The 17,270-nt window shown below is 32.1% G+C and carries 19 protein-coding genes and 1 riboswitch; of the genes, 16 read left to right on the top strand and 3 right to left on the bottom strand.

The annotated features are described in order from the left end of the window. Positions 1–20: 20 nt before the first annotated feature. The 6 genes from V6137_RS00675 to ribH all read left to right on the top strand — a co-directional run bounded on the left by V6137_RS00675 (position 21) and on the right by ribH (position 5,234). On the top strand, positions 21–527 hold the full coding sequence (locus V6137_RS00675) for a nitroreductase family protein (protein WP_425445942.1): 507 nt from the start codon (positions 21–23) through the stop codon (positions 525–527). Next, on the top strand, positions 511–960 hold the full coding sequence (locus tag V6137_RS00670; RefSeq protein ID WP_425445941.1) for a MarR family winged helix-turn-helix transcriptional regulator: 450 nt from the start codon (positions 511–513) through the stop codon (positions 958–960). Before V6137_RS00675 ends, V6137_RS00670 begins: the two co-directional genes overlap by 17 nt. Before the next feature lie 91 nt (positions 961–1,051). Further along, a riboswitch (FMN riboswitch) is annotated at positions 1,052–1,171 on the top strand. A 246-nt stretch (positions 1,172–1,417) separates the two neighbouring features. Beyond that, entirely contained in the window at positions 1,418–2,515 is a 1,098-nt protein-coding gene (ribD, locus tag V6137_RS00665) for a bifunctional diaminohydroxyphosphoribosylaminopyrimidine deaminase/5-amino-6-(5-phosphoribosylamino)uracil reductase RibD (protein WP_425445987.1), read from the top strand. A gap of 154 nt (positions 2,516–2,669) precedes the next feature. Continuing rightward, positions 2,670–3,317: a riboflavin synthase gene (locus tag V6137_RS00660; RefSeq protein WP_425445940.1), complete on the top strand. Its 648-nt coding sequence runs from the start codon at positions 2,670–2,672 to the stop codon at positions 3,315–3,317. 244 nt (positions 3,318–3,561) lie between these two features. Further along, positions 3,562–4,773, top strand: coding sequence for a bifunctional 3,4-dihydroxy-2-butanone-4-phosphate synthase/GTP cyclohydrolase II (locus V6137_RS00655; RefSeq protein WP_425445939.1), 1,212 nt, complete (start codon positions 3,562–3,564; stop codon positions 4,771–4,773). After that, complete coding sequence (gene ribH / locus V6137_RS00650; RefSeq protein ID WP_425445938.1) at positions 4,773–5,234, top strand: 6,7-dimethyl-8-ribityllumazine synthase; 462 nt, start codon at positions 4,773–4,775, stop codon at positions 5,232–5,234. Before V6137_RS00655 ends, ribH begins: the two co-directional genes overlap by 1 nt. Before the next feature lie 146 nt (positions 5,235–5,380). On the opposite strand, the gene V6137_RS00645 is transcribed toward ribH, so the two are convergent. Continuing rightward, on the bottom strand, positions 5,381–5,770 hold the full coding sequence (locus V6137_RS00645) for a PRC-barrel domain-containing protein (RefSeq protein ID WP_425445937.1): 390 nt from the start codon (positions 5,768–5,770) through the stop codon (positions 5,381–5,383). Positions 5,771–5,896: 126 nt separating this feature from the next. Then, positions 5,897–6,982 (bottom strand): AI-2E family transporter, encoded by a 1,086-nt coding sequence (locus V6137_RS00640; protein WP_425445936.1) that lies wholly within the window; start codon positions 6,980–6,982, stop codon positions 5,897–5,899. Between the two features lie 163 nt (positions 6,983–7,145). Here V6137_RS00640 and V6137_RS00635 point away from each other — a divergent pair, with 163 nt between their 5' ends. The 10 genes from V6137_RS00635 (at position 7,146) to V6137_RS00590 (ending at position 15,692) form a co-directional block, all read left to right on the top strand. Next, positions 7,146–7,517, top strand: coding sequence for a GntR family transcriptional regulator (locus V6137_RS00635; protein ID WP_425445935.1), 372 nt, complete (start codon positions 7,146–7,148; stop codon positions 7,515–7,517). Further along, a complete protein-coding gene (locus tag V6137_RS00630; protein ID WP_425445934.1) occupies positions 7,518–8,213 on the top strand; it encodes an ABC transporter ATP-binding protein in 696 nt (231 codons plus the stop codon). It begins immediately after the preceding gene. Then, positions 8,213–8,971 carry a hypothetical protein gene (locus V6137_RS00625; RefSeq protein ID WP_425445933.1) on the top strand — a complete coding sequence of 253 codons (759 nt, stop codon included), beginning with the start codon at positions 8,213–8,215 and terminating at the stop codon, positions 8,969–8,971. Before V6137_RS00630 ends, V6137_RS00625 begins: the two co-directional genes overlap by 1 nt. A 469-nt stretch (positions 8,972–9,440) precedes the next feature. After that, complete coding sequence (locus tag V6137_RS00620; RefSeq protein ID WP_425445932.1) at positions 9,441–11,228, top strand: peptide ABC transporter substrate-binding protein; 1,788 nt, start codon at positions 9,441–9,443, stop codon at positions 11,226–11,228. Between the two features lie 320 nt (positions 11,229–11,548). After that, the gene (locus V6137_RS00615) at positions 11,549–12,856 is read left to right on the top strand and encodes a double-cubane-cluster-containing anaerobic reductase (protein ID WP_425445931.1); all 1,308 of its coding nucleotides are present in this window, start codon (positions 11,549–11,551) and stop codon (positions 12,854–12,856) included. Positions 12,857–12,864: 8 nt separating this feature from the next. Then, entirely contained in the window at positions 12,865–13,122 is a 258-nt protein-coding gene (locus V6137_RS00610) for a putative Se/S carrier protein (RefSeq protein ID WP_425445930.1), read from the top strand. 13 nt (positions 13,123–13,135) lie between these two features. After that, on the top strand, positions 13,136–13,906 hold the full coding sequence (locus V6137_RS00605) for an acyl-CoA dehydratase activase (RefSeq protein ID WP_425445929.1): 771 nt from the start codon (positions 13,136–13,138) through the stop codon (positions 13,904–13,906). A 198-nt stretch (positions 13,907–14,104) separates the two neighbouring features. Then, the gene (gene yedE / locus V6137_RS00600) at positions 14,105–15,208 is read left to right on the top strand and encodes a YedE family putative selenium transporter (RefSeq protein ID WP_425445928.1); all 1,104 of its coding nucleotides are present in this window, start codon (positions 14,105–14,107) and stop codon (positions 15,206–15,208) included. After that, on the top strand, positions 15,201–15,413 hold the full coding sequence (locus V6137_RS00595; RefSeq protein WP_425445927.1) for a sulfurtransferase TusA family protein: 213 nt from the start codon (positions 15,201–15,203) through the stop codon (positions 15,411–15,413). Before yedE ends, V6137_RS00595 begins: the two co-directional genes overlap by 8 nt. Positions 15,414–15,422: 9 nt before the next feature. Next, positions 15,423–15,692 (top strand): putative Se/S carrier protein, encoded by a 270-nt coding sequence (locus tag V6137_RS00590; RefSeq protein WP_425445926.1) that lies wholly within the window; start codon positions 15,423–15,425, stop codon positions 15,690–15,692. Between the two features lie 44 nt (positions 15,693–15,736). On the opposite strand, the gene V6137_RS00585 is transcribed toward V6137_RS00590, so the two are convergent. Further along, positions 15,737–17,164, bottom strand: a complete 1,428-nt coding sequence (locus tag V6137_RS00585) for a carbon starvation CstA family protein (RefSeq protein WP_425445925.1) — start codon at positions 17,162–17,164, stop codon at positions 15,737–15,739. Positions 17,165–17,270: the final 106 nt, after the last annotated feature.

Raw genomic sequence — 17,270 nt, 5'->3', positions numbered from 1 at the left:
ATTAGTATGGAGGTTATAAAATGAAAGAAATATTTAATAGAAGAAGTATAAGAAAATATAAAGATAAAAAGGTTGAAAAAGAAAAGATAGAAAGGATGCTAAGGGCTGCAATGCAGGCTCCATCGGCAGTGAATCAACAACCGTGGGAATTTATTGTAGTTGAAAATAAAGAAACACTTAAAAAGTTATCCCAAATAAGTCCCTACTCAAAAATGGTAGAAAATGCTCCTGTGGCATTTGTTATTTTATTTAGGAAAGAAGGAATACCAGTGCCTAGTATGATACAACAGGATATGGGAGCTGCAACACAGAACCTTCTTTTAGAAGCAACCCATTTAGGGTTAGGAGCTGTTTGGTTAGGGGTATATCCAGTACAAGATAGGATGGATAGTATTAGAAGTTTATTAGAAATACCAGATAACCTAGAATCCTTTGCTGTAGTTCCAGTGGGGTATCCTGATGGACAGGAAAACAAGTTTGTAGATAGATTTGATGAATCTAGGGTTCACTATGAAGGATGGAAATAAAGTGTCAGATATAAATGAAGAATTAAGAGGATGTTTATATTTTACATCTAATAGACTATCACGACTGATAGGTAAGATGGCAAATGAAGAGTTTAGAATAACAGGGCTTTCTCCCACCTATGGATTTTTAATTAGTATTGTAAATAAAAGAGAGGGGATAACCCAAAAGGAAATAGGAAAAACCCTGCATATGACCCCTTCAACTATAACTAGATTTATAGATAAACTTGAGAATAAAGGATTTATAAAAAGGGTAACAGAAGGTAAAAACTCATTAATATATTTAACAGATGAAGGGAAGTCACTACAGGTTGAAATAGATAAGGCATGGAATAATCTACATAAAAGGTATTCAGAAATTATAGGAGAAGATGAAGAAAAAATAGTAGAAATTATAAATCGTGTGACTTCAAAAATTGAAGAAAACTACTAGTTATTAATATAACTGAAGATAAAGTTAAGTTTAAAATATTTTATTGACAGTGAATTAACTAAGTGGTATATTAAATAATATAAAAGTTAATAATATTCTTCAGGGCAGGGTGAAATTCCCGACCGGCGGTTAAAGTCCGCGAACTGTTTAAAACAGTTGATTTGGTGAAATTCCAAAACCGACAGTAAAGTCTGGATGGGAGAAGAAAAGCTATAGATGTATTATGTGAAAATAACTTTGACATTAGTCAAAAATTTCATCTATATTTTAACGGATTAAAAGCCCTGAAGATAATATCTTCAGGGCTTTATTTGTGTCTTTTAAAATAAAAGAAAACCTTCGAATGAATTCGAAGCTACTTATTTCAATTGATAATTGACAGATGACAATTGTCAGTTAAAAGTGATTTATACCTTTAATTATCAACTGTCAATTGTCAATTATTAATAAAAATGGGGTGATAAAAATTGATAAGAAATATATGAAACTTGCAATAGAACTTGCTAAAAAGGGAGTAGGTTACGTTAATCCCAATCCGTTGGTTGGAGCAGTAATAGTAAAGGACGGAAAGATAGTAGGGCAAGGGTATCATAGGGCTTTTGGAGAGGATCATGCCGAAGTAGATGCCATAAAAAATAGTAATGGAGATATAACTAATTCAACTATGTATGTAACCCTAGAGCCCTGTAGCCATTATGGGAAAACACCTCCCTGTGTAAATACAATAATTAAAAATGGTATATCAAAGGTAGTTTTGGCCATGAAAGACCCTAATCCTATGGTATCAGGTAGAGGAATTAATATATTAAGGGAAAGTGGAGTTGAAGTTATAGTTGGAGTATTGGAAGAAGAGGCTAGAAGGTTAAATGAAGTGTTTATAAAATATATAACTAAAAATAAACCCTTTGTTATATTAAAGACTGCCATGACATTAGATGGTAAGATAGCAACGACTATAGGGGATTCAAAATGGATAAGTAATGAAAAATCTAGATACTATGTTCATAAATTAAGACATAAAGTATCGGTTATAATGGTGGGAATAAATACTATAATAAAAGATAACCCTAAACTTACAACTAGGTTAAATGAAATAGAGGGTAAAGACCCTATAAGAGTTATAGTAGATAGTAAAGGAAGGGTTCCAATTAGTTCAAATATTTTAAATATTAAGTCTAATTCAAAAACAATAATAGCAACTACAGATAAGATGGATAAAAATAAGGTAAAAGAAATAGAAGCTAAAGGGGGAGAAGTTATAGTAACTCCAGCTACAGATAATAAAGTAGATATTAAGTATTTAATAAAAAAATTAGGACAGCAGGGGATAGATAGTATTTTATTAGAAGGTGGCGGAACATTAAATTATAGCTGTTTGAATGAAGGAGTTGTAGATAAAGTTATATCCTTTATATCACCTAAAATTATAGGGGGAAGTGAAGCTAAAACTCCTATTGAAGGTGAAGGAAAGGATTATATTAGGGATAGTTTTAAATTAAGGGACATAAGTGTATCAAGGTTTGATGAAGATATTATGATAGAAGGGTATATTTAATTGATAATTGACAGTTGACATTGGACAGTTAAGGTACAAATCGGCTAAAGCCGATTTGAATATAATATTTTAGGAACGAAGTGAATAAAATCACCTTCAATTATCAATTGTCCATTGTCAATTCTCAATTTAAATAAATAAAGGGCGTGATGTGTTGTTTACTGGATTAATTGAAGAGATTGGTGAAGTTAAGGGGATTAAAAAGGGGTTAAGGTCAGCCCAGATTGAGATAGGGGCAACTAAGGTTTTAGATGACATTAAATTAGGAGATAGTATCAGTACCAATGGTGTATGTTTAACAGTAATAGATTTTACTGATGATACCTTTACCGTTGATGTAATGCCGGAAACTATGAATAAAAGTAATTTATATAAACTAAAGACAAGGGACAAAGTTAATCTTGAAAGGGCATTAAAGCTTGGCGATAGATTTGGAGGTCATATTGTATCGGGGCATATAGATGGTGTAGGTATTATAACCGACTTAAAAGAAGATGATAATGCAACGTGGGTTACAATAAAGGTTAAAAAAGATATAAACAAATATATAGTATCAAAGGGATCGGTAGCCATAGATGGTACTAGCTTAACGGTGGCAAATGTGGATGACGAGGAGTTTAAAGTTTCAATAATCCCCCTTACAAAGGAGGAGACCACATTACTTAGTAAAAAAAGTGGTGAAGAAGTAAATATAGAGTGTGACTTAGTGGGAAAATATATTGAAAAATTAATGGGATTTAATAATGAAAAAAAGAAAAGTAATATAGATATGGAGTTTTTAAGTAGTAAAGGGTTTATTTAGATATAAAGAATAAAGAATGGAGAATAAAGAATAGATAAGGAGATTTTATTCACTTCGTTCGTAAAATTAAATTATGTAGGGACAGGGCATGCCCTGTCCGGTTGGACAGTCATAAAAGATTTATTGTTGTTGGGGGATTCATAATCCCACAACCTATACAATGAAATTTTACGACCATAGGGAGTAAAATAACCACATCTATTCTTTATTATCTATTCTCTAAAAGAAAGGAAAGGGTGTTCTTATGTATAAATTTAATACCATAAAGGAAGCTATAGAAGATATTAAGGCCGGGAAGATGGTAGTTGTTGTGGATGATGAAAATAGGGAAAATGAAGGGGATTTAGTTATGGCAGCTGAAAAGGTCACAACAGCTGATGTGAACTTTATGACTAAATATGGTAGAGGTTTAATATGTGTACCTATGAAAGAAGACAGATTAAGGGACTTATCTATAAATCCTATGGTTACAGTAAATACAGATCCTAAAGAAACAGCATTTACTGTTTCAGTTGATGCTAAAGAAACCACAACAGGGATTTCAGCGAGAGAAAGAGCTATAACCATAAAAAAATTAGTAGATAAAGATGCCACTGGAGGTGACTTTACAAAGCCAGGTCATATATTTCCTTTAAAAGCTAAAAAGGGTGGAGTACTAAAAAGGGCAGGTCATACCGAGGCATCTGTGGATTTAGCAAGATTGGCGGGATTATATGAGGCTGGGGTGATCTGTGAAATAATGAATGATGATGGCTCCATGGCTAGGGTACCAGACCTTATGGAATATGTAGAAAAACATGATTTAAAAATAATAACCATAGAAGATTTAATAGCCTATAGAAGGAAAAATGAAATATTAGTAAAAAGGGAGACAGAAGCAGATATGCCAACTAAGCACGGGAATTTTAAAATGGTTGGTTTTATAAATAAGTTAAATGGAGAACATCATGTGGCTTTAGTAAAAGGAGAAATAAATGAAAATGAACCGGTATTGGTAAGGGTACATTCAGAATGTTTAACAGGGGATGCTCTAGGGTCCTTAAGATGTGACTGTGGAGAACAACTGCAAAATGCCCTTAAGAAAATAGAAAATGAAGGAAAGGGAATACTGCTTTATATGAGACAGGAGGGGAGGGGAATAGGACTTATAAATAAAATAAAAGCCTATAACCTTCAAGATAAAGGTATGGATACTGTAGATGCAAATTTAGCCCTTGGATTTCCAGAGGATATGAGGGATTATGGAATAGGAGCTCAAATTCTTTCGGAGCTGGGAGCTAAAAAGATAAAGCTTATGACTAACAACCCTAAAAAAATATCGGGAATAAAGGGGTATGGTCTAGAAATAGTAGAAAGGGTTCCAATACAAATGAACCATAATGAAAGAAATAAATATTATTTAGAAACTAAAAAAGAAAGAATGGGACATATGCTTAATTTTAAGGAGGTAGAATAATGAATATATACGAAGGAAATTTAATAGGAACCGGTCTAAAAGTTGGAATAGTAGCAGCTAGATTTAATGAGTTTATAGTATCAAAACTATTAGATGGAGCACTAGATGGACTAAAAAGACATGGAGTGGAGGAAGAAGATATAGATATACTTTGGACTCCAGGAGCCTTTGAGATACCCCTTATGGCAAAGAAAATGGCAAAGAAAGATAAATATGATGCAGTTATTTGCTTAGGAGCAGTGATAAGAGGTGCAACACCCCATTTTGACTATGTATCAAGTGAAGTTTCAAAGGGAATAGCAAATGTATCTTTAGAGGTGGAAAAACCTATTATATTTGGAGTACTTACAACAGATACAATAGAACAGGCCATAGAAAGGGCAGGAACAAAGGCCGGAAATAAGGGGTATGAAGCCAGTGTTTCTGCAATAGAAACAGCCAATTTGTTAAGGGAAATATAAAATTGATATTTACAAGTTTTATCAAGTGAAAGGTTAATTTCTCGGTGAAATTGGAGTTAATTATAATTGTCAATTTAAATAAGTAAAAGGACCTTAGCTTTAATACTTAGAATAGAATTTATCATAAAAAAGATAGGGATGTATTATTACATCCCTATTTTACCCCAAAATATAGGTGCTTGCATGCCATAGAAACTATGAACATTATTTGCCCAATTTTGGTCACTGAAATTAGGCCATTCATTTCTATCAAAATTAGGACCTTCTTCCAATTTTGCCCTCTCTATATCAAGGGTACAATCTCCAACCACCTCATCTAGTTCAAATGCTGCAAATGGAACAGCATATAATTTATCGCCAATACCTAGAAAACCACCAACTGATAATATTACATATCTGACCTTTCCTTCTTTGTAATCGATAACCAGGTCTTCTATTTTACCTAATTTCTCATTTTTCTTATTTTTCACTTCAGTCCCTTCTAAACTGTCAAAATTAAACAATCCTGCATAACACTTATTACTATCATTTTCCAACTTAACCTTATCGTCAACAGGTTTAATAATATCACTCTCCTTAATATTTAGTGATTAGCTTATATTATTTATATAACCTATAAAATACCAAATAAACAATTAACCCTTAAAAAAAGATAGTATGGTCTAGACCATACTATCTTTTTTTTCTATATATTTTACTAATATAGTTTTAATCATAGCAGCGACAGGAACAGCTAAAAGCATTCCTAAAATCCCAAACAAACCTCCACCAACTATTATGGCAGATATTATCCAAAAAGGTTTTAGTCCCACTTGAGTTCCTAAGATTTTTGGACCAAGATATAATCCATCAAACTGTTGTAATCCAAATATGAATAATCCCACCCAGATAGCCTTAATAGGACTATAAAATAGGGTAATAATAACAGCAGGAACCATACCTATGAACGGTCCAAAGTATGGAATCATATTAGTAATACCTACTATAGTACTAAAAACTAAAGCATAGGGAGCATTTATTATAAGTAGACCTATAAAACATAATATCCCTATTATAATGGAGTCTATTATTTTACCCACTAAATATTTAGAAAAAACCTTATCCAAGTCACTCATCAGATTAATATAATAAGTTCCTTTATCTTTATTTATCATGGTATAAATTAACTTTTTAAATTGCTTTTTAAATAATTCCTTATCTTTAAGTATATATATGGAGATTATTATACCTAGGGCAAAGTCCAATAGTGCCGATGTAAAATTAATAACTTGGGATATGGTACTGTTTATCATTGTGGTTATATTAGTTTTAACATCATCTAATATATCATATATATTTTCCCTTATATAATCAATAACTCCATATCTATTTAAAAACTGAAGTTTATCTGGTTCAGAAGATAACCATTTTTTCGTAGCATCAAAGTAATCAGGGATATCCTGAACTAAATTTTTAAAACTTTGAACAACCTTAGGGGTAAAAATAGTAATTATAAGGACTATTAAGCCTACTAAAATTATATAGACGATTAGTATAGACCAAATTCTCTTTATTTTAAAGTGTTCTTCTAAATATACTAATATGGGATTTAATAAATAGGCAACAAAGAAAGCCCATATAAAAGGTGTTATCAAGTTAAAAAATGAACCTAAGGAGTTTTCTGTGTATATAAACTTGAATAAAACGATTCCTATTACTATAAGAGGAACTAAATTGAAATAATATTTTTTTCTGTTTATTATTATCACTCCCTTTTATATATTAAGTTAATTATAACACTTTTATTTAAACACATGAAGAATAATATTAAAAAGTAATTTAAAAATATTCTTGACTATATTACAATACTAGTGTATTATGTAATTAACACACTAATACTATACAACAAACCTCAAGTTAAGGAGGTGTGACATGGACGTAAATTTTGATAATAAAACACCGATATATATACAAATTATGTATATAATCAAAAGGGATATGGCAAAAGGTAAATTAAGAGGAGGGGATAAATTGCCTTCAGTAAGGGAGTTATCATCAAAATTAAAGGTCAATCCAAACACAGTTCAAAGAACATATCAAGAACTTGAAAGAAGTGGCTTTACATTTACAGAAAGAGGAAAAGGAACATTTGTTACAGAAGATGAAGATATTGTTTCAGACTTAAAGAAAGATTTAGCCAATAAAGTATTGGAAGACTTTATAAAAGGAATGAAAAATTTGGGATTTGATGCCGATGATATTATAGATATTGTGTCTGAAAGAATAAAAAAGGAGGGGAAATAAATGGATAACATTTTAGAAATCAAGGATTTAACTAAAAGATATGTAAGGAAAAAAGCATTAAATAATATTAGTTTATCAATACCAAAGGGAAAAGTAGTGGGATTATTGGGGCCTAATGGTAGTGGAAAAACTACTTTTATAAAAATAGTGTTAGGAATTTTAACAAAAACTAGTGGTGAAGTGTTTATAGATGGGGAAGAGCCTAGTAAAAAGACAAGGGCATTTATATCCTATTTACCCGATAGAAACTACCTATACAAATGGATGACAATAAAGGATGCCATAAAGTTTTTCGATGATTTTTATGATGACTTTGACCTTGAAAAGGCATATGAACTATTGGAGTTTATGAAATTGAAAGATAGCCTTAAAGTAGGGGAGTTATCTAAAGGAATGACAGAAAAACTTAATCTAACCTTAGTATTATCAAGAAAGGCGAAACTTTATATATTAGATGAACCAATAGCAGGAGTAGACCCTGTAGCTAGGGAACAAATATTAGATGCTATAATTAATAATTACAATGAAGATAGCTCAATGATAGTAACAACCCATCTAGTTAAGGATTTAGAAAGGATATTTAATGATGTGGCTTTTCTATCAGAGGGAGAAATAATACTCACAGGAGATGCAGAGGAGCTTAGAAATGAAAAGAATATGTCAATAGATGAACTATATAGGGAGGTGTTTAGATAATGGGGAAATTAATTAAATATGAACTGAGGGGAACATATAAAGTATTTCTAATGATAATTATATCACTATCTTTGGTGAATGTAGCCCTTTTAACTAGAATAGATCATTGGTATTTAGAAACTATTTTAGGGGTAATTACACTAGCCAACGTGGGAGCATACTTTGTATTATTAATATTTAGTGTAAGGAACTTTAGTAAAGAAGTATATGAAGATCGTGGATATCTAACATTTACATTACCAGTTAGTGGGGCTGAAGTAGTGGGAAGTAAATTGATATTAGCGGTAATTCACTTTTCCATCTTATCTGTAGTGGCTGGAGGATTTCAATATTATATAGCAGATTTTTATGGCAAAAGTAAAGGTGCCTTTGAATCATTAATAGATTTTTTCAACTTTAAATTAGTAGCTATGGGAATAGTATCGGGGGCAGTGGATGTTATTGTATTACTAATATTAATATACTTTTCTATAACCACAACAAAGATGGCTTTAAAGAATAAGAAAATAGGTAAGTTTATGGGATTTGTGGTGTTTATATTACTTAGTATTGTTATAGAATATATAACATTTAAGATAAAGGTCTATATACCTGTTGAAGTAACTATGAATATATTGAAGGAAACACTTATGACTGAAACACTTGGAGCTGGTGGTGATTTAACGATAAACATAGCTTCCACCATATTTAATTTAATAGTCTTTGTGGGAATGTTTGTGGCATCTAGTTATATAGTTGAAAAGAAAATAGATTTATAAAAAATAAAAGGGATTTCCCTTTTATTTTTTTTACTTATTTTTACTCTTTCATGTTTTTTTACTTAAATTAGCAATAAAAAAGAAAAATATGAATAAAAATTTAATTCTAACTAACAAAATAGCATTATTTATTATATAAATATTACATACCATAAATAAAGATATGAATAGAAGTTAAAAAATATGTAGAATATTAAAGAAAAATAATAAAATTTAGCTGAAATTAACCGAAATATAACAGATAATTAACAAAAATAGCTTAAAGTATACAAAAAAGTAACAAAATTGACCGAATATTTCTTAACTGATATAATACTATTCAGAAGTTATCTTCTGGACTAGAACTAGCTTATATATAAAATATTTTCAATTTTTATAAAAGTTGAATTAATTTAATAGGCTATAGAATCTTTGAAGATAACAAACTAACAACAAATACTTATACATAGGGTATAAAGGAGGAGTTTAAATGAGAAACAGCAAATGGTTAGTGCTTTTACTAGTACTAGTAGTGGCTACATCATTTGCACTTGTTGGTTGTGGCTCAGATGAGGAGACTACTGAAAAAGATACTCCAGCTAAGAGCGAAGACACAAAGGATCAAACAAGTGATAATGATGAGAAAGAAAACGATGTAGAGAAGGATACAAATACAGAAGAATATACTACAGATACACAGAGTATATCTGAGGACAAATTAGCGGAAGAGCAAGTACTTAAGGTAAACTTAGGAGAAGAGCCACCTTGTTTAGATCCACAATTAAACACTGACTCTACTTCAGGTACTATAATCAATGATACTTTAGAAGGTTTAATAAGACTTGACCATACTGGTGTGGTTAAAAAAGGTTCAGGTATGGCTAAAGATTGGGAGATAAGTGAAGATGGTAAAACTTATACTTTTAAGCTAAGAGAAGCTAAATGGTCAGATGGAGTTCCTGCAACTGCTAAAGACTTTGAATATGCGTGGAAAAGAGCTATCGATCCTAAATTAGCTTCAGACTATGCTGTTATGTTATATAACATTAAAAATGCTGAAGAATATTTCAAGGGCGAAATAAGTGATCTTTCACAGGTAGGAGTTACAGCTGTAGATGATCATACACTAAAGGTTGAATTAGATAAGCCAGATCCAGCATTCTTAAGTAAGTTACAACACTATACTTTCTTCCCATCAAGAAAAGATTTAGTTGAAAAGCATGGGGACAAGTATGCTTCTGAGCCAGAATATATGGCTTATAATGGACCATTTACTATTTCAGAATGGAGACATGGTTCAAAAGTAATATTATCTAGAAATGAAAACTATTGGGATAAAGAATCGGTTCTATTAGATAAAGTAGAATTTTCAATAGTTAAGGAGTCTAATACACAAGTAGGTATGTATGAAACTGGACAACTTGATTATATAGGTGTTCCATCACAATTTATTGATAAGTATAGAGATGAAATTCAAATATTAGCAGGTGGATCAAGTTACTATCGTTTTATAAATGTTGATAGTAAGTTTGGTGGAAGTCCAAGCTTTAGAAAAGCTTTAAGAATGGGTGTAAATGATCAAAAAATATCAGAGGCCCTTTCTAAAGGTTTAGCACCTACTGCATATGCATGGGTACCACCTGGGATACCAGGATATGATGGAAAGACATTCCGTGAAATAGCTGGAGAAAAAATATTTAAAACAGTGGCTACAGGTGCTACAAAAGAAGATATAGAAGCTTTAATGGATGCTGCTGCTGAAGAATTAGGAGTATCTAAAGAAGATATTAGAAACCATAAGTTTAAGTATTTAACTGGTCAAGGGGACTATTATGTTAAGCATTCCCAAGTTTACCAACAAATGTGGAAAGAAAACTTAGGAATCGATATCAAGGTTGACCAAGCTACTTGGAAAGTTAGAATAGACCAAATGAATAAAGGTGACTTTGAATTAAGTGCATCAGGCTGGACTGGTGACTACAATGATCCTATGACATTTATGGATTTATTCGAAACTGGAAACAATAATAATGATACCCGTTGGAATAGTGCCGAGTATGATAAATTAATCCAAAAGGCTAAAAATACAACAGATGATAAAGAGCGTATAGATGCAATGGTTGCAGCTGAGAAAATCTTAGTTACTGATGAAATGGCTATACAACCATATCAATACAGAGCATCAAGATTACTTCAAAGACCATATGTTAAAAACATAGTAAGACTTCCACTTCAAGTTACAAGTGGTAAGAAATGGGCATACATTTTACAACACTAAAGAATAAATAATAGAGAATAAAGAATAAATAAGGTGGAGATTGGGCTATGCCCAATCTCTTCTTTTATGTTATACGTAAAGACAAAGTGCAAATTACAGAGCACAGAAGGGAATAGTATAAATATTAAAGAAGATAGTGCAAAGCAGGTGTAAAGGTCGAAGAAGATAAAGTAGTTGTTGGAGGATTCCTAATCCCCTAACTTAATATAGATATATCGAATATCAAGTCCGATATCCATAGATTATATCTATATATATATTAAACCATCCTTCAATATATTATAATTTAATAGAGAAATAATATATGGGAGGGTTTTAAAATGGCAGATTATAGAGAACTATGGGAATCATTAGATATGGATTTAGAAAAACATGATAAATTATGTGAGGTATTACCGGAATTTTATGGAGATATTTATTTAACCCAAGAAAATAGACCAGAGTCAATGAACTATTTTAACTTTGTAGTTTCAGAGATACATGGTCTTAGAATAAAAGAGTTAGCAGAACTTAAGGATGATGGTAAAAAGGTCGTGGGAAGTTTTTGTATATTTGTTCCCGATGAAATAACTATGGCGGCAGGAGCCGTGGGAATAGGTTTATGTGGGGGATCGGATTTCTGGATACCCGATGGAGAAAAATATTTACCTAGAAATATGTGTCCGTTAATAAAAGCATCGGTAGGGGCTAAAACCAGTGGAACCTGTCCATACTTCCAATCGGCTGATTTATTAGTTGGTGAAACAACATGTGATGGTAAGAAGAAAGCATGGGAGATATTAGAAGAACACGTACCAATGCATGTTATGGATTTACCTCAAATGAAAAGAAAAAAGGATAAAGATGCTTGGACCGATGAAATGAAAATATATAAAGATGAAGTTGAAAAGTTAACTGGGGAAGAGGTTACAAAGGAAAAACTAGATGAAAGTATTAAATTAGTAAATAAAAAAAGAAAAGTACTACAAAGATTATATAATGCAAGAAAAAGCTTAAACTTACCTATAAGTGGTAAAGATGCACTATTAATAACTCAAATATCCTTTTATGATGATACAGAGAGATTTATTGAAAAAACAACAGAAGTTTGCGAAGAATTAGAACGTAGAATAGAAGAAGGAGTAAATGTATTTAAAGAGGATACACCAAGAATACTTATAACGGGAACACCAATGGCAGTTCCAAACTGGAAGATACATCATTTAATAGAGTCAAACGGTGGAGCAGTTGTATGTGAAGAGACATGTACAGGCTCAAGGGTTCTTGAAGGATTAGTTGATGAGAATAGGGAAACATTAGATGGCCAGATGGAAGCTTTATCAGAGAGATATCTAGGAATAAATTGTGCCTGTTTTACCCCTAATGAGGGAAGAATAGATGATATAGTAAGGCTATATAAAGAATATAATGCCGATGGAGTTATATATAACTCATTATCCTTCTGTCATACCTATGCTGTTGAATATAAAAAGGTTAAGGAAGCTCTAGAAAAAGAGGGTATTCCTGTTATGATGATAGAAAGTGATTATAGTCTTCAGGATGCAGGACAAATAACAACAAGACTTGAGGCTTTCTTTGAAATGATAGAAAATAATAAAAGCAAAGAAGAAGTAGCAACTACAAAATAGGTGATAAAATGGATACTAAATTAAATAGCTATGTACTTTTTCCATCCCATAATGATGGGTTGGCACTGGAGAAGGTATTAAAGGATGAAAATATAAAGTATACTATAGTACCAACTCCAAGACAGTTAAGTACATGTTGTGGGATATCTATAATGATAGACCCCAATGATAAAGTAAATGTTGAGAAATTAATAGATAGTAATCCCGATATAAAAACAGAAGGGATACACACTATAAAGAGAAAAAAGAGAAATTGGTTCGGTTAAGGAGGAAATGTAATTGTATTCTATAGGTATAGATACTGGTTCAGTAGCCACTAAGGGAGTACTTTTTAATGGTAACATAGTAAAGGAAATAGTTATTCCCACAGGTTGGAGTCCTAAAAATGCATCAAAGGAAGTTTATAATAGGTTAATAGAGGAATCAAAAATAAAAGAAGATGAAGTAAAAAAAGTAATAGGTACAGGCTATGGAAGGGTATCTATGGATTTCGCGGATAAAACAGTTACAGAAATAACATGTCATGGAAGGGGGGCCCACTATTTAAATGGTGATATTAGAACTATAATAGATATAGGGGGCCAAGATAGTAAGGTAATAAGCCTAGATGATGATGGAAATGTATGTGACTTTTTTATGAATGATAAATGTGCTGCAGGAACAGGTCGGTTTCTCCAAGTTATGTCAAACTTATTAGGCTCTGATATAACAGAACTAGACACTATGGCAAAGGGTGCAAAGCCTGAAACCATATCTAGTATGTGTACAGTATTTGCTGAATCAGAAATAGTAAGCACCCTTGCAAAGGGAACTAAAAAAGAATCGGTTGCTGCTGGTATTGTGGAATCAGTTGCAAATAAAGCTACTACCATGTTAAGTAAAGTATCAATAATAGATGAGATAGCCTTTACAGGAGGAGTAGCTAAAAGTAAAGAGATAAAAAGGTTAATAGAAGATAAAATAAATAAAAAGATATATACTGCCCCAAATACTCAAATAATAGGAGCACTGGGAGCGGCAGTAATAGGATGGAGTAAAATAAAGAAGTAGGGACCTAGAGATCTAGGTCTCTATTTCTTTATTTTAAATAAAAAGTACAAGTTAGTTGTTGTGAGATTCGTAATCCCCCAACTCATTAATAAAATTAATCTATAGGTTTATGGCATATGATAGAAAAAAACAATTATAATATTCCCATTATTTCTAATATAATTTATATGGAGTAAATAAAGGAATGGAGGGATAATATTGAAAAATGCCAAAGTTAAAATTATAGCATCGGGAGGACTTATAGGTTTATTAGCAGCATTATTAGTTTTTAAAGGTAACCCAGCTAATATGGGAGTATGTGTGGTATGTTTTTATAGGGACATAACAGGAGCACTGGGACTTCATAGGGCATCAGTTGTTCAGTACATAAGGCCAGAGATACTTGGATTTGTTTTTGGAGCCTTTATTATTGCAAAGATTAAGGGAGAGTTTAAACCAACGGGAGGTTCCTCGCCTATAATAAGATTTATTATGGCCATTTTCCTAGTAATAGGGGCATTAGTATTTTTAGGATGTCCTTTAAGGATGATATTAAGACTAGCAGGGGGAGATCTAAATGCATTAGTTGGACTTTTTGGATATGTTGTTGGAGTGATAGTAGGTATACAATTTTTAAAGAAGGGTTTTACACTGGGAAGAAGTACAAAACAACCTGAAGTAGCAGGTTATACCATGCCTGCTATAGCATTAGTTCTTTTAATATTTTTAGTTATTGCACCAAGTTTTATATTCTTTAGTGACAAAGGACCGGGAGCTATGGCAGCACCTATAGCTTTATCACTTATTTCAGGTATTGTAATAGGGGGAGCATTACAAAGAACTAGACTTTGCACAGCAGGGGGATTTAGGGATGCATTTTTAATTAAGGACTTCCACTTTATGTGGGGACTTTTAGGGATATTTGTCTTCGCCCTTATAGGAAATCTTATATTTAATTTTGATGCAATGAAGGTTGGTTTTGAAGGTCAGCCAGTTGCCCATAATGATCACATCTGGAACTTTTTAGGGATGACATTAACTGGACTTACAGCGGTATTATTAGGTGGTTGTCCCCTAAGACAGACAATACTTGCAGGGGAAGGAAATACCGATTCAGTTATAACCATATTTGGCTTCATAATAGGTGCAGCCTTTGCCCATAACTTTGGTTTAGCGGCAAGTCCTAAGGGAGTTCCAAATAACGGTAAAATAGCGGTTATAATAGGTTTAGTAGTTGTTTTAGTTATAGCTACTTCAGTTGTATATGGTGTTAATAAAGAAAGGAAATTGAAGCTAAATAAAGGAGGGGTGTCAAATGCCTAATTTAGTAGATGCTAGGGGAAGATCCTGTCCAGAGCCGGTTATAATGACAAAAAATGCAGTGGAAAATTATAAGGGAGATACAATAGAAGTAATGGTTGATACTATGGTAGCAGTGGAAAATATAAAAAGGTTTGTAGAAAATAAGGGCTTTAAGGTAGATGTACAAGAACGAGAAGGTGACTATTCTTTAGCCATTAAGAAATAGGTGATATATTTGGATAAAAACTATTGTGTTATGACATTTCATAGCACCCATCATGGGTTAATATTTGAAAAGGAATTAAAAAAACAAAATATAGAAGTGAAATTAATGCCAGTACCTAGGCAGATTAGTTCCAGCTGTGGTACCGCTGGGAGATTTGATTGTAATAATTGGAACAAAGTACTAAATATATGTAAAGAAAAACATATTGAAATAGATAAGCCATATAAAATAAAAAAGGAAGAAAAGAAAAGTTGGTTTTCTAAATTTGTGAAAAAATAATAGAACTAAAATAAAAGTATAAGGAAAGGGCTTTTGCCCTTTCCTTATACTTTTATTTTATCTAAATTAGATTTATCATTAAATTTTTTGAAAAATAATAATAAAATTAATACTGAAGCTATTATACCCACCGGGTATGAAATAACTGTTGATAAACTAAAACCTTCTGGAGATTGTAATATATAGGTTATACTAACCCCGGTCATAAAGGTAGCCGGTATAGTAGCAATCCAGTGTAATTTTTTATTTTTAATAAGATATGCAGCAGTTGCCCAAAGTACTATAGTTGCAAGGGTTTGGTTAGACCAAGCAAAATATCTCCAAATAATACTAAAGTCTATTCTAGTTAATAGGAAACCAACAGCAAATATAGGAGCAGCTAAAAGTAATCTGTTTTTTATTTTAGCTTGTTTAACTCCAACAGCATCTGAAATAGCAAGACGAGCACTTCTAAAGGCTGTATCTCCTGAAGTTATAGGAGCTGCTATAACTCCAAACATAGCTAATATACCACCAACTTTACCAAGTAAACTACTGGATATTGTGTTTACAACGGTAGCTGCACCACCGCTATCTACAGCTTCACTCAATCCTAATATACCTCCATCAAAGAAAGTCATAGCTGCAGCTGCCCAAATAAGAGCTATAATACCCTCTGCAATCATGGAGCCATAGAAAACCTTTCGACCATATTTTTCATTTGAAAGACATCTTGCCATCATAGGGGATTGGGTTGCATGGAAACCACTTATTGCACCACAGGCTATTGTAACAAATAACATAGGCCATATAGGCAATTCTTTAGGATGCATATTAGATAGAGTAATTTCTGGTATGTCATAGCCATTTATAATTAACATACTGGCGATTCCTACAGCCATAATAAGTAAAGCTGATCCAAATAGAGGATAGATTTTACCTATAATTTTATCTACAGGTAATATGGTTGCTAAGAAATAATAAACTATTATAATTCCTAGCCACATATTTACACTATTTAATCCACCAAGATCTAAGTCAGATAAAAGATTAGCTGGCCCAGTCATAAATACTGTACCAACAAGAATTAATAGAAGTACAGAAAAAATCCTCATAACTTTTTTAGCATTATCTCCTAAATAAATACCAACAATTTCTGAGATACTCTTACCTTCATGTCTCATTGATAACATACCTGAGAAATAATCGTGAACTCCTCCTGCAAATATACTACCAAAGACTATCCATAAAAAAGCAGTTGGACCAAATAAAGCCCCCATTATAGCACCAAATATAGGACCTAGACCTGCTATATTAAGAAATTGAATTAAAAATATTCTAGGCCAACTTAACTCGATAAAGTCAACTCCATCATTCATAGTTTTGGCAGGAGTAGGCCTATTTTCCTCTACACCGAAAACCTTTTCCACAAATTTACCATAGGTGAAATAACCTAATATAAGTACGACTATAGAAATTAAAAAAGATACCATAAAAAAACCTCCCTTTAGTTTTAAATCTTACTTAAATTATAAGACTATTCTTTAAAGAAAGGTTGATTTAGAGACGAACTGCATATATTTATATCTAAAATACAAT

The organism is Dethiothermospora halolimnae, assembly GCF_037577855.1.
Classification (GTDB): domain Bacteria; phylum Bacillota; class Clostridia; order Tissierellales; family VENL01; genus Dethiothermospora; species Dethiothermospora halolimnae.
Note: the sequence above shows the minus strand (reverse complement) of the source record. Positions and strands in the feature narration are given on the sequence as shown.

Excerpts from the sequence above, each read along its gene's own strand:
- V6137_RS00670 (WP_425445941.1), top strand. The coding sequence starts at position 511 with ATGAAGGATGGAAATAAAGTGTCAGATATAAATGAAGAATTAAGAGGA.
- V6137_RS00630 (WP_425445934.1), top strand. The coding sequence starts at position 7,518 with ATGGATAACATTTTAGAAATCAAGGATTTAACTAAAAGATATGTAAGG.
- V6137_RS00585 (WP_425445925.1), bottom strand. The coding sequence starts at position 17,164 with ATGGTATCTTTTTTAATTTCTATAGTCGTACTTATATTAGGTTATTTC.
- V6137_RS00675 (WP_425445942.1), top strand. The coding sequence starts at position 21 with ATGAAAGAAATATTTAATAGAAGAAGTATAAGAAAATATAAAGATAAA.
- V6137_RS00635 (WP_425445935.1), top strand. The coding sequence starts at position 7,146 with ATGGACGTAAATTTTGATAATAAAACACCGATATATATACAAATTATG.
- V6137_RS00620 (WP_425445932.1), top strand. The coding sequence starts at position 9,441 with ATGAGAAACAGCAAATGGTTAGTGCTTTTACTAGTACTAGTAGTGGCT.
- ribH (WP_425445938.1), top strand. The coding sequence starts at position 4,773 with ATGAATATATACGAAGGAAATTTAATAGGAACCGGTCTAAAAGTTGGA.
- V6137_RS00615 (WP_425445931.1), top strand. The coding sequence starts at position 11,549 with ATGGCAGATTATAGAGAACTATGGGAATCATTAGATATGGATTTAGAA.
- V6137_RS00595 (WP_425445927.1), top strand. The coding sequence starts at position 15,201 with ATGCCTAATTTAGTAGATGCTAGGGGAAGATCCTGTCCAGAGCCGGTT.
- V6137_RS00625 (WP_425445933.1), top strand. The coding sequence starts at position 8,213 with ATGGGGAAATTAATTAAATATGAACTGAGGGGAACATATAAAGTATTT.
- V6137_RS00655 (WP_425445939.1), top strand. The coding sequence starts at position 3,562 with ATGTATAAATTTAATACCATAAAGGAAGCTATAGAAGATATTAAGGCC.
- V6137_RS00610 (WP_425445930.1), top strand. The coding sequence starts at position 12,865 with ATGGATACTAAATTAAATAGCTATGTACTTTTTCCATCCCATAATGAT.